At 54.1% G+C, this 12,453-nt stretch carries 13 protein-coding genes; 6 read left to right on the top strand and 7 right to left on the bottom strand.

Annotated features, from left to right (window positions below; translation table 11 throughout):
* Nucleotides 1-94: 94 nt before the first annotated feature.
* Nucleotides 95-289 carry a hypothetical protein gene (locus J4E05_RS19065; RefSeq protein ID WP_349598944.1) on the top strand — a complete coding sequence of 65 codons (195 nt, stop codon included), beginning with the start codon at nucleotides 95-97 and terminating at the stop codon, nucleotides 287-289.
* A 276-nt stretch (nucleotides 290-565) separates the two neighbouring features.
* Nucleotides 566-1,522 (top strand): type I pantothenate kinase, encoded by a 957-nt coding sequence (coaA, locus tag J4E05_RS19060; protein ID WP_349598941.1) that lies wholly within the window; start codon nucleotides 566-568, stop codon nucleotides 1,520-1,522.
* Nucleotides 1,523-1,543: 21 nt separating this feature from the next.
* On the opposite strand, the gene J4E05_RS19055 is transcribed toward coaA, so the two are convergent.
* The gene (locus tag J4E05_RS19055) at nucleotides 1,544-2,521 is read right to left on the bottom strand and encodes an AraC family transcriptional regulator (RefSeq protein WP_085595837.1); all 978 of its coding nucleotides are present in this window, start codon (nucleotides 2,519-2,521) and stop codon (nucleotides 1,544-1,546) included.
* A 90-nt stretch (nucleotides 2,522-2,611) separates the two neighbouring features.
* Here J4E05_RS19055 and J4E05_RS19050 point away from each other — a divergent pair, with 90 nt between their 5' ends.
* Complete coding sequence (locus tag J4E05_RS19050; protein WP_349598938.1) at nucleotides 2,612-3,826, top strand: MFS transporter; 1,215 nt, start codon at nucleotides 2,612-2,614, stop codon at nucleotides 3,824-3,826.
* A gap of 233 nt (nucleotides 3,827-4,059) precedes the next feature.
* Here the strand turns inward: J4E05_RS19050 and J4E05_RS19045 are convergent, their stop codons facing one another.
* The gene (locus J4E05_RS19045) at nucleotides 4,060-4,530 is read right to left on the bottom strand and encodes a MarR family winged helix-turn-helix transcriptional regulator (RefSeq protein ID WP_349598935.1); all 471 of its coding nucleotides are present in this window, start codon (nucleotides 4,528-4,530) and stop codon (nucleotides 4,060-4,062) included.
* Between the two features lie 92 nt (nucleotides 4,531-4,622).
* Between J4E05_RS19045 and J4E05_RS19040 the strand changes: the two genes are divergently transcribed.
* Together J4E05_RS19040 and J4E05_RS19035 are read left to right on the top strand one after the other, a co-directional pair.
* Nucleotides 4,623-5,108 carry a hypothetical protein gene (locus tag J4E05_RS19040; protein WP_349598932.1) on the top strand — a complete coding sequence of 162 codons (486 nt, stop codon included), beginning with the start codon at nucleotides 4,623-4,625 and terminating at the stop codon, nucleotides 5,106-5,108.
* Nucleotides 5,105-5,470, top strand: a complete 366-nt coding sequence (locus J4E05_RS19035; RefSeq protein ID WP_349598929.1) for an antibiotic biosynthesis monooxygenase family protein — start codon at nucleotides 5,105-5,107, stop codon at nucleotides 5,468-5,470. The genes J4E05_RS19040 and J4E05_RS19035 overlap by 4 nt, the downstream gene beginning before the upstream one ends.
* Before the next feature lie 183 nt (nucleotides 5,471-5,653).
* On the opposite strand, the gene araD1 is transcribed toward J4E05_RS19035, so the two are convergent.
* Both araD1 and J4E05_RS19025 read right to left on the bottom strand, forming a co-directional pair.
* On the bottom strand, nucleotides 5,654-6,643 hold the full coding sequence (gene araD1, locus J4E05_RS19030) for an AraD1 family protein (protein WP_085595299.1): 990 nt from the start codon (nucleotides 6,641-6,643) through the stop codon (nucleotides 5,654-5,656).
* Nucleotides 6,644-6,672: 29 nt separating this feature from the next.
* Nucleotides 6,673-7,446: an SDR family NAD(P)-dependent oxidoreductase gene (locus J4E05_RS19025; RefSeq protein ID WP_085595312.1), complete on the bottom strand. Its 774-nt coding sequence runs from the start codon at nucleotides 7,444-7,446 to the stop codon at nucleotides 6,673-6,675.
* 619 nt (nucleotides 7,447-8,065) lie between these two features.
* On the opposite strand from J4E05_RS19025, the gene J4E05_RS19020 reads away from it, so the two are divergent.
* Nucleotides 8,066-8,812, top strand: a complete 747-nt coding sequence (locus tag J4E05_RS19020; protein ID WP_085595310.1) for a FadR/GntR family transcriptional regulator — start codon at nucleotides 8,066-8,068, stop codon at nucleotides 8,810-8,812.
* A 107-nt stretch (nucleotides 8,813-8,919) separates the two neighbouring features.
* Here J4E05_RS19020 and yjfF read toward each other — a convergent pair whose 3' ends face one another.
* From yjfF to J4E05_RS19005, 3 genes are read right to left on the bottom strand one after another with little or no spacing between them, the layout of a single operon-like run.
* A complete protein-coding gene (gene yjfF / locus J4E05_RS19015; protein WP_085595297.1) occupies nucleotides 8,920-9,894 on the bottom strand; it encodes a galactofuranose ABC transporter, permease protein YjfF in 975 nt (324 codons plus the stop codon).
* Entirely contained in the window at nucleotides 9,891-10,943 is a 1,053-nt protein-coding gene (locus tag J4E05_RS19010; RefSeq protein ID WP_349598924.1) for an ABC transporter permease, read from the bottom strand. Before J4E05_RS19010 ends, yjfF begins: the two co-directional genes overlap by 4 nt.
* Nucleotides 10,940-12,445, bottom strand: coding sequence for a sugar ABC transporter ATP-binding protein (locus J4E05_RS19005; RefSeq protein WP_349598921.1), 1,506 nt, complete (start codon nucleotides 12,443-12,445; stop codon nucleotides 10,940-10,942). Before J4E05_RS19005 ends, J4E05_RS19010 begins: the two co-directional genes overlap by 4 nt.
* Nucleotides 12,446-12,453 lie beyond the last annotated feature (8 nt).

Genomic DNA, 12,453 nt, shown 5'->3' with positions numbered 1-12,453 from the left:
CTGGAAAAACTTCAATATCGGCCGATGGCAGCTTGCAAGGACGCCACCAAATCGGCGGGTTTGTTCACTCTGGCCGTCCTGGCGCGGCTGGCCCTTGTGGAAAATAAACAAACGCAATGCCTATCTGGCGCCCGCACATCTTTCGTCCCTGGCTGCATCAGCCATCACCAGCACATCAATCTTGCAACAGGACTTAACACCCATGCGTCAGGATAGCTGTTCCCTGTACAATCCGGAACGCGAAAGCGAAATTGCCCGCCAGCATCTTTCGGGCCGCTGCATTATTTAAATGATGCAGCCCTTATCGCGCAAAAGACCCTTAACGGGGACCACACAGGCGCATGAATTGACAATCCCCCATTCCGGCCTACATGCAAGGCGCCCTTCGGAACGGGACCGCCGATTGGCAATGAAAGAAACCATGCCTGCCTGCGTTGCCCTTTTGTATAAAACCGCCCGTCAGGTCAAAGTTATTGACCAAATCGTCACCGTTAACATTGCATCGCCCTCGCCCAAACGGCATAAAGCGACAATGTGAACCGCACCAGAAGCAGAGAAGGCCGTAATGCCCCATTCCCCGTCGCCCCTTTACCCGGACCGCTATGCCCTGTTTGACCGGGACGCATGGCAGGCTGTGGGTGAAAATACGGCCTATCATCTTGCCCCTGCTGACCTCGATGCCTTGCGCGGCCTGAATGACACCACAGATCAAAACGACCTGTCAGCGATTTTTGCCCCGCTTATTCATTTGATCCGCACCCATCGCGACCATCTTACGTCCCTAAAAACCGGGATGGGCGACCTGTTGGGAACCCCGCCGCGCAAAGCCCCCTATATCATCGGGGTTGCGGGCAGTGTCGCCGTTGGCAAAAGCACCTTTTGCCGGGTATTACGGCAAATGCTGGCGCAATCACTGGGCGGTGAAAGCCGGGTTGATTTGATGTGTACGGACGGTTATTTGTGGCCACTGGCAGACCTTGAAGAACGTGGTCTTTTGGCGCGCAAGGGTTTTCCCGAAAGTTATGACAGGCGTGCCCTGCTTGATACGCTAGAGCAAATCAAGGATGGGGCAGAACGGGTGGAAATACCGGTTTATTCGCATGTCACCTATGATATCGACCCGAACCGCAAACAAATTATCAACAGCCCCGACATTTTAATTGTGGAAGGGTTGAATGTCCTTGAAATCAGCACGGTAGGCAGCCCTGCGGCCCAAACCCATGCGGGCGACTTTTTTGATTTTACATTGTATCTTGATGCCGATGAGGACGACATTCGCACCTGGTACATTCACCGTTTTCTAACCTTGAAAAACAGCGTATTTCAAACGCCGGAATCCTATTTCCACCGCTATGCCCATTTAAATGACGACGAAGCACGCATCCTTGCCGGCGACATATGGGCAAATATCAACGCCCGGGTTTTGGAAGAGCATGTGGCCCCGTCGCGTTTTCGCGCCGATGCCATTTTACGCAAAGGCAAAGGCCACCGCGTAGAAACAGTTGCTGTGCGCAAACCCTGAAACCGGCCTTTGGCCTGTCTTTTATGCCCGGCGCGCCACACCGGGCGATGTGCCAGTAACCCGTTTAAACGCCCGGCTAAAGGCAGCACCCGACCCATAACCCAGCCGTTCAGCCACCATGTCAACCGGCAGGCGTTCCCGGCTGATCCACTGCATTGCAAGGCGCATCCGAAGGTCGGTCACATAGCGCAATGGCGTGATCCCGGTAACAGCCAGAAACCGCTCGGCAAAAACCGAACGAGATGTGCCCATCTCGGCGGCCATGCTTGCCACGGTCCAGTTACGGCCAGGGTCACGGTGCAGGGCACTGATAACACGCCCCAGGCGCGGATCGCGCAAGGCCTCGACCCAGCCAGAAGCATCACCACAGCCGCATTCCACCCAGCCACGTACAATTGATGCCGAAACAACATCAGCCAAGCGGGTAACAATGGCACCATAACCGGCCCGCTCGGAGCAAACCTCGCGTTCCATGGCCTCAAGGATCGGCAATATTTCGGGGTTTCGTTCCAGCATGGTGCCAACCTGCATAATTTCAGGCATCATGCCAATCAGCGGGCTCATGCAGCCAAGATCAAACTCCATGCAGCCGCTAAAAAACAGGGCATCGTTATTACATTGTGCCGGGTCACAGGCCGTAACTGCATCAAAACGATTACAAATCGGGGCAGTAACAAAACTTTTAATATCGTCGGCGGTAATATCGGGTGACGATAACATTTCGTGACCAACCCCGCGGGGCAGCAGCACGGCATCACCGGTTTGCAACACGCATTGCTCGCCCGATGCACAGCGCAAATAAACCGGTCCGCGCGCCACAAAATGAAATTGAGCACGCCCCACATCGTCGCCAAACCGCACCCCGAAGGGCGGCGCCATTTGTACCCGGCTGTAATGCAGGCCAAACAACCGCATCCCCAAAAGCAATTCGCTTATCAGGTCGGTTGCAACATATCCCGGGTCACCGGTGCGATATTTTTCGGACGATTGATCAAACATTCAAGAGTATCTGGCATAGATCGTCTGGAATTACCAGCCTATTTTAGGGTTAATCAAAAGTACATCCTTCTAGACAGGACATAGATAGTAATGAATACCACAAACACAAGCACGCCCAGCGCTGCCGGGCCAATTGCCCCGGCGTGGGGTGCTGTCATTTCGATGACGCTAGGTGTTTTCGGGCTGGTAACGGCGGAATTTCTGCCTGCCAGCCTGTTAACCCCCATGGCAAACGACCTTGGCATTAACGAAGGCATGGCGGGCCAGGCCGTTTCGGCAACGGCTATTGTCGCCCTTGTCACCTGCCTTCTGATTGCAACCCTGACCCGCCGCTATGACCGCCGCCAGGTTTTACTGGCATTTTCGGTTTTGCTCATCGCCTCGAACATTCTGGTCGCAATGGCACCGAACCTTGGCTTTCTTATCATTGGCCGGGTGTTGCTTGGCATTGCACTGGGCGGCTTCTGGACCATGTCGGCAGCTGTTGTTATGCGGCTGGTCCCCGAACATCTGGTGCCGCGCGCCCTTTCCATCATGCTAAGCGGCGTTTCTGCTGCCACCGTATTTGCGGCCCCGCTGGGTAGTTATCTGGGGGACATTATTGGCTGGCGTAATATCTTTTTCCTGGCGGGCGGGTTGGGCGCCATTGCCCTGATCGTGCAATTCGCCACCCTGCCCAAATTGGCCCCGCGCGGACATAGCAGCCTGCGCACCCTGTTCGAAGTTATGATGCGACCGCGCATGCGATTTGGCATGGTGGCCGCCATGCTTATTTTCACCGGCCATTTTGCCATGTTTACCTATGTCCGCCCGTTTCTGGAAAACGTCACAGGCGTGGCAGTTTCCGGTGTTTCAGGCATTTTGCTCGGCTTTGGTATTGCCAATTTCTTTGGCACTTATCTTGGCGGCATGTTGCTGGAACGCAGTATGCGCCTGACGCTTGCGGTGATGCCCATAATCATGGGTATCACCGGGCTGGGCCTTGCCTCGCTGCAGGGTGGCACACCTGTTGCCGATGCAGCACTGGTCGCCATTTGGGGTGTAGCCTTTGGCGCAGTGCCCGTTGGCTGGTCCACCTGGATCACGCGCACCGTGCCCGATGAAGCCGAAAGTGGCGGTGGCCTTTTGGTCGCAGCAATCCAGTTTGCCATTGCCCTTGGCGCGGCACTGGGCGGCGCGATTTACACGGCCAGTGGTGCGCTGGGCGTCTTTGGCCTGAGCGGATGCCTTTTGCTGGTGGCGGGGGCTGTTGTATTGCTGGGTTTGCGCACGGCCCCGCAGGCAAGCGCACAAAATGAAGCTTAGGTTCTGTGCATATTAACCCGATCTGATCTGCACGAAAATAGCAACGACAGTAACGACCGCGAGGTAATGCCTCGCGGTCTTTTCGCATCAAATTACCCATATAGAGATTGCCCAAGCTTTGAAAAACAGGCTTAGCCAGGAAATCGCCAAGCGTAGAGGCATCGAGCGAAAGGATAATTTAAACCCCGCGAAAGCACCTTTAAATCATCTGTTCTGCACACCGGGAATAGGTCCTAGGAGTCAGCGGCGTTGCCGTCTTCCAGCTTGCGCTGCAAAGTGGCAATGACTTTGCGGGTCACCTCAATGTCCTCGGGCTCAAGACCGTCGGCAAGATCATTCACCCACGGCGTTTGTAACTGCATGGCATCATCGTAAGCCTTCATCCCTTCGTCAGTAAGAACGACGAGTTGCGCGCGCCGGTGATGGGGGTTTGGCTGAAAGGTGACGAGGCCATCCCGCGCCAGATCATTAACGATGCGCTGCACATTCTGGCGGTTCACCCCCATATCGCGGGCGATCCATGCCACTGGTTGCGGGCGTTCCGCAACAATCATGGTGCCGAGGATTTGCCAGCGGGCGCTGGTCAGTCCAAGGGGTGCTACAAGCCTGTCCCCCGCTGTGAGGATGCGGCTATTAAGCCTTAACAGGTCAAGGATCGTGTCGCTCAAGACGGCGCCGGCCGGGGTTCGTTTCTCTTTCTTCATTTTAAACCATACAACCCAATTGACAACATGATGTCAAAATAATAATACTCAATACCAAATTGACATCATAACACCATATTGAAATAGCAGACATGGTCAACATCATTCATCCTGTTGCGGGCGGGATCGCCCTTCTCACCATCGTCACCTTTTGGCTCTCAACCATGTTTGGCGAGCTGTTCGGCTCGGTAAACACGATTATCGCCATCAAAAGCATCATCCCGTGGGGCTTTTTGCTGCTTATTCCCGCACTCGCCGCGACCGGCGGGACGGGATTTAATTTGGCCCGGGGACGACGGCCAAAAGTGATTACAACAAAGATCAGGCGAACCATTGCCTGTGCCATCAACGGCCTTCTGGTTCTTGTGCCTTCGGCGCTGTTTCTGGCCTTTAAGGCACGGGCGGGCGAGCTTGATACCGTTTTCTATGCGGTGCAGGCCCTCGAGCTTTGTGCCGGTGCGCTCAATATCACGCTGCTTGGCCTCAATATGCGCGACGGTTTCAAACTGACACGCCGTTTCCAGTCCCCGGTCAATATGTCCCCGACTGAGCCGCAACAAAGGACGTTAAAACAATGAAATTTGCCGAGATGGACCCGACCGTAACGCTTGCCGCACAATTCGCCGATGAGGGTGGTGCCGTAATCCTGATCAACACATTGACCGTTCCGCCAGAAGACGCCGACAAACTGGTAACAGCATGGACGCACGACGCCGCCCTCATGAAGGCGCAACCGGGCTTTATCTCGACCCAGCTTCACCGGGGTATTGCCGGAAGTGGGACATTCCTGAATTATGCCGTCTGGCAATCCACCGCCCATTTCCGCGCGGCCTTTTGCAATCCCGACTTTCAGGCGCAGTTGGGGGATTATCCAGCCTCCACCACAGCAAGCCCGCACCTTTTTCGCAAGGTTGACGTGCCTGGTATCTGTGTGGCTTAACGGCGGCACCTTGCCGTTTCAAACGACTTTCCCCTCTCGCACATTTCCAGGTCCGCCGGGTCAATCTGGTCCCCGAAATCAAAAAATCCGGCCCCAAAACGAGGCCGGATTGTCAGAAAGATGGATGAGGCAGCCTTACGCTGCCATTAAGCAACAGGATAAAACCCGCCCCAAAAGCAAAACCTAGATCGTGCGCACCTTAACCGGGCGCTCCACCTGAACTTTAAGACGGTTGCGAATGGGGCGGCCAAATGTGTCGGACGAAATTTCAAATTCGTCACCATCCTGTGTGGTCACGCCATCAGCGAAACTAAGAGTTGCCGTACCAAAATAATGGGCGTGAATATCACCGGGGCGACAGAACAGGTCGTATTTGAAATGATGATATTCGAGGTTTGCCAATGAATGCGACATGTTGTCTTCGCCGCTGACGAACTGTTTTTCCCAAATTACCTTACCATCCCGATACAGCCGTGATGTGCCTTCGACATGAGATGGTAAATCGCCCAACAGCAGTTCCGGCCCCAGTGCGCAGGCACGCAACTTTGAATGCGCCAGATAAAGATAATTCTGACGTTCCATCACATGGTCGGAAAATTCGTTGCCAATGGCAAAGCCCAAACGCACCGGCGTACCATCCTCGTCGATCATGTAAATAGCGGCGATTTCAGGTTCTTCGCTGCCATCGAGAGCAAAAGACGGACTGGGAATATCAGCCCCCGGTGCAACAACTACCGACCCGTCGCCTTTGTAAAACCATTCAGGCTGCACACCATGCTGACCGGCAGCAGGTTTGCCACCCTCAACGCCCATGCGAAACATCTTCATGGAATCGGTTTCATCGGCTTTTTTATGATCGCCCGTATGCATATTTGCCCGTGCCGATGCCGAGCCCAGATGGGTAAGGCCCGTTCCGGTCACCAGAAAATGCGCCGGGTCGGAATGGCTGATGGGCGGCAACAAACGACCCGATTTGGCAACAACGTTATAATCAATACGTTCATCGCCCATTTGTGCGGTTGCGGCACGAACCAGGGTTTCCCCATCGGCCAGCGCAATTTTCGCCAGTTCCCGAACCGAGGCCACACCACGCAAGGGAACAAGGGTATCGCTATCTTCAACAACGGCAACAGAAGCGTTGCCTTCTTCATCACGAAATTGAACCAGTCTCATTTTTTTATCCTGAAAGAACGTAAGCGGGCTTAAACCCAACCGCCATCAACAATGAAATTTTGCGACGAAATCATTCGGCTTTCGTCCGAGGCCAGGAACAACGCCATGCGCGCAATATCATCAGGCATAACCTTGTTTTTCAGGCATTGCCGTTCGGCAATTTCCTTTTCAGCGGCTTCATCGACCCAAAGATCAAGCTGGCGCTGTGTCATTACCCAGCCCGGCACCAGCGTGTTCACCCGTATGCCATCTTTGCCAAGGTCGCGCGCCATGCCGCGTGTCAGGCCCTGCACGGCGGATTTGGCCGTGGTATAACCCGGCATACCGCCCTGCCCCATCATCCAGCTGACCGAGCCAAAATTTACAATAGAGCCGCCCCCGGCCTTGATCATCATCGGCGCAACGGCCTGAATGGCAAAAAATGCCGGCCGAATATTAATCGCCTGGCGCTGATCCCAATATTCAGGGGTCACATCCTGCCACTTATGGCGGGTGTCGTTGGCAACGTTATTTAGCAATACCGAAATTGGCCCGTTCTGGGCACTTGCATCCCCCACGGCACGACGCAGGGCATCAATATTGGTTAAATCGCATTCGATAAAAATCGGTGCATGGGATGACGACTTCGCAAGTTCCTGCACCAGCGCCTGCCCCTCATCGCGAAGAATATCAACAAAGGCGACCTTGGCACCCTGTTCGCAAAAAGCTTCGACCAGTGCCTTGCCAATGCCCGTCGCACCACCGGTAATAAAAACCGAGGCATCCTGAAGGCTGGTATAATGAGTTGGTTTGCGATCAGCCATGATGGCGCTTTCTCCCTTGATCGATTTAACCTTGGACCGCTTGGCAACAAAGTTGCAAACGTAAATCACATTAAAGAAACCCGGCATCGGCCCGTGACAAAACCTGTGACACATCCGGAATTGTCGTTTTAACACCTGCTACCAGCACTATTTTCAGGCTCGGCGCTGCCTTGTTGCAAGGCACTTTTCGCCGGAAACAACGTTCAAACTGGCTTTCATGACATTGACAGGCATCATGCAAAAAATGGCACAGGGCACTATTCCCTGAAAGCCTTGCAAATGAGCATTCCACGGCGGCGCTCCGGTTTCCTCCTGATAGCGGGCTGTCTTGTGACAACCTTATTCTTCATACTATAACAGTAATGATCAATCCCGCCAAAGGTGTCAAGATAGCAGACAGGGGAAATATGAAAACATCCCTGCTTTTACCCCTGTCCGTGATGGGGTATAAGCCAGCGGGTAAGACTTCGGAAATTTGTGTATTGCGCAAAAAACCGGCATGCAAAGCCGGTTGACCCGGCCTGATATTGCTGGTCAAATATATTCATATGATATGAATAATGTGCCCTTTGGGCGAAACTGGACGGCTTTGCGCGCTGCACCAAGGGAAAATCAAATTATGTCATCCATGTCTCGAACCTATGCCAGGCGTAGTCTGCACAGTATCGTTGCCCATGATCTGGGACGACGCATTGTGTCGGGGCAACTGACACCAGGTGACAATTTGCCAACCGAAGCGCAGTTAAGCGAAACGCTGGATGTATCGCGCACCGCCCTGCGCGAAGCGATCAAAATTTTATCAGCCAAGGGCCTGATTGAAAGCCGCCCGAAAACCGGCACAAGGGTAAAACCCCGCCATTTCTGGAACCTGCTGGATCCTGATGTTTTATCGTGGCATTTCCCCGATCCGGACCCCGCGTTTCTCTATGGCCTGTTTGAAACCCGCCTGATCATTGAACCTAACACCGCCGCCATGGCCGCAGAACGGCGCAGCGAAGCGCAGCTTGAAACCATTCGCAATACCTATCTGAGCATGGAACAGGCCGAACCGGGCACTGAAGCGGTTTATTTAACCGACCTTGAATTTCATCAGGCCATTCTCGATGCCTCGCAAAATGATTTCATGAAATCACTGGGCATGCTGATTGAAAGCGCGCTGATCGGGTCGTTTCGCATGTCAAGTGGCGGGCCAAAGGCACATGTGCAATCGCTTCCCAGCCATAAGGCCGTTTATCAGGCCATTGCCGACCGCGACCCCGATGCCGCGCGCACTGTGATGCGGCAATTGCTGCGTCAGACCATGATGCAACTGCGCGACCAGTTGGGCATGAAAGGCAGCACCGATTGGGACCGGATTACGTTGTAATCGCCAGACAACGGCTGCCAATCGCTTTTTTCATATCGCCAGACAAACATATGGGCCGCCTTTTATGGCGGCCCATATGCTTTTGCTATCACAAATAACCGGCAAGGTTATGTTGCCCCGGCCCGCATCCCGGAAAAGGACCGTGTGATCAGGCGTTGCAGCACAATAAATCCAAACAGCAAGCCGCCAATCACGATTTTGGTCCACCAGCTGTTTAACGAGCCATCAAAGGCGATAAGGGTTTGAATAACCCCCATGATGATCCCGCCAAAGAATGTGCCGGCAACAAAGCCCATACCGCCCGTAAGCAATGTTCCGCCAATCACAACGGCAGCAATGGCATCAAGCTCCACACCGACCGCGGCCAGCGGATAGGCCGATGCCGTATAAAAGGCAAACACCACACCGGCCAGCGCGCTGAAAATACCGCTTAGCATGTAAACCTGTATAATCGTCCGTTCGACCGGGATGCCCAGCAACTGCGCTGATTGCCGATCCCCGCCAATGGCATAAACATTTCGCCCAAAGCGGGTGTAATGCGCGAACACGATGCCAGACATAACGGCAACCAGCATTACAATCGCGGATGCACTTAGCCAGCCCCGCCCCGGCAGCGGAATACGAAATCCGCCAAAGGCACTGACAAAATCATGGGTAATTGGCACGGAATCCAGATTGATCAGAAAACACATTCCGCGCAGAAAAAACATGCCTGCCAGGGTGATGATAAAAGGCTGAATGTCGAATTTGGCAATGATCAGCCCCATAAAGGCCCCGAATGCCGCACCAAACACCAGTGAAATAACAACTGCGACCAGCGGATGAATACCAAACCCCGTAACCAGTTCGGCCATCAGCACACCGACAAAGGCAATCATGGAGCCAACCGAAAGATCAATGCCACCCGAGAGAATGACAAACGTCATGCCAACGGCGGTAATGATCAAAAAGGCGTTATCGGTCAGAAGGTTGCCCAGAACATAGGTATCGCTAAAGGCGCGATATTCAAATATGCCATAGCCATAAAGCAAGGCACAGACCGCCAATGTCGCCAATAACGGATAATAACGTTCGTTTATCATTGTGGGCCCCTCCGGCGCCAGAACCTGCCCATCATTTGTCGTGCCCGGGGTGCTTGCACCAGCAACACCACCATTACCACGGCAGCCTTGACGATCAGGGTGTATTGCGATGGCAAACCCGAAAGCAAAATACCGGTGCCAAGGGCCTGAATGATCAACACACCCACAACGGTCAGCGCCAGATAAAACCGACCGCCCATTAACGATGCCCCCCCAACAACAACCGCCAGAATGGCATCAAGTTCCAGCCACAAACCGGCATTGTTGGCATCGGCCCCGCGAATGTCGGCCGCAATGATGATACCGGCCACAGCCGAACACAGCCCGGAAATAACATAGGCCAAAACCTTGATCCCGCGCGCATCGATCCCGGCCAGGCGACTGGCCCGGGCATTGCCGCCCACGGCCTCGACAAACAGGCCAAGGGCGGTTTTGCGCATGATGGCCCACAAACCGGCAATCACGATGGCAGCAATAATGACGCGCCATGGAATACCCAGCAAATAGCCGCTGCCGATGGCCTCAAAAAACGCGCCGTGAAAGGTAACGATCTGACCGTCCGTAATCATTTGCGCAATGCCGCGCCCCGCCACCATCAAAATCAAGGTGGCGATAATCGGCTGAATATCCAGATAGGCCACCAGAATGCCATTCCACAGCCCACACAGCAGCCCGGCCCCAAGGGCCGCCAGAATAACGATAAAGGGCGACAGGCTGGTATCGCGGATCAAAACCGCCATTACAGCCCCTGAAATAGCGATGACAGAGCCGACCGACAAATCAATGCCCCGCGTGCCAATGACAATTGCCATGCCCACAGCCACCAAGGCGGTCGATGCCCCCCGGTGGATAATATCCACCAACGAGCCATATAAATGCCCGTCAACGACCTTGATATTGAAAAAGGATGGCGAAATAAGCCCGTTGGCAACAATAACCAGCACCAGTGCAATCACCGGCCCCAGCCATTGCCGCGACAAAAGCCCACCTGCCGGGCCTTTCCTGCCACCATTTTGCGGCGATTTTTTCGTATCTTTCAATGTTGTCATCGTGCAATCGCCTCGATGATATTATTTTGGGTAATGTCCGCCCCTGAAAGTTCGGTTGCCAGTTCGCGGTCGCGCAAAACAGCCACCCGGTCGGCAAAGGCAACGATTTCTTCCAGCTCCGACGATGCCACCAGCAAGGCCAGCCCTTCGTCGCACAAATCGCGGATCAGCTTGATGATATCGGCATGGGCCCCCACATCAATGCCCCTGGTGGGTTCATCCAAAATCAGGAAAACCGGTTTCGATACCAGCCAGCGTGCCAGAATAACCTTTTGCTGGTTCCCGCCCGAAAGCTGGCCCACCGGCTTTTCACGGTCTGGCGTGGCAATGCCCAACGCCGCAATCATGTCGTCGGCAAATTTGTCCTGTTCGGCGCGGGGAATGGGCCGCAACCAACCGCGTCTGCCCTGCAACGCCAGGGCAATATTTTCGCGCACCCCCAGTTCGGGCACAATACCATCCTGTTTGCGGTCTTCAGGACACAGGCCAAACCCGGCACGGATTGCCTGCCGAGGCGATCGCAACATCACGGGTTTGTCGTCTAAAAACACCAGGCCGCTATCGGCACGCTGGGCCCCAAAAACCAGTTCGGCCAGTTCTGTCCGGCCCGACCCCAAAAGCCCGGCCAGCCCAACAATTTCCCCGCCCGATAAATTCAGCGTCACCGGGTTTAACACCCGTTTTTTACCCAGATTTTTAATACGAATATGATTACCACGATCGACCAAACCATCCCTGGCATGGTGACGATGTGCGCTGATTTCGGCCAGTTCCCGACCCAGCATATGGTTGATCAAATCAATTTGCGGCAGGTTTGCTGTTTCAAAGGTGCCGACCAAACGCCCGTTGCGCAAAACCGTAATACGGTCGGTAATTTCGTAAACCTGATCAAGAAAATGGGTGACAAAAATAATGCCAAGCCCCTTTTCCTTTAACGCACGCATGGTGCGAAACAGGGTTTTAATCTCGTCAGCATCCAGCGACGCTGTGGGTTCATCCAAAATCAAAACCCGTGCATCAAGGGCAACGGCCCGGGCAATGGCCACCAGTTGCTGAATGGCGACAGAATAGGACCCAAGGGCACGATTGATATCAATATCAAGCCCCAGAATTTTCAACGCTTCACGGGCATCCGCCTCGGTTTTCTTCCACGAAATCAACCCAAATTTACGGGTCTGACGTTCCAGCATCAGGTTTTCAGCCACCGACAAGGTCGGCACCAGGTTCACTTCCTGAAACACCGTTGAAATACCAAGATGCTGTGCCTCGCCGGGGTGGCCGGGATGAATTTCAACACCGTCAAGCTGTACTGATCCGGCATCACGCGCATGCACACCGGTTATCACCTTGATCAAGGTCGATTTTCCGGCCCCGTTTTCGCCCAAAAGCGCATGAATTTCGCCCGCCATCAACGCAAAATCAACATCCTGCAAGGCTTTGACACCGGGAAAAAATTTGCCCACACCACGCGCAGACAGCACCGGCTGTGCCATATCTGCCATATGATCCT

The sequence above is a fragment of the Thalassospira sp. NFXS8 genome (assembly GCF_040148805.1).
Classification (GTDB): domain Bacteria; phylum Pseudomonadota; class Alphaproteobacteria; order Rhodospirillales; family Thalassospiraceae; genus Thalassospira.
The sequence above is the reverse complement of the archived record's forward strand: the minus strand, read 5'-3'. Positions and strand labels throughout refer to the sequence as shown.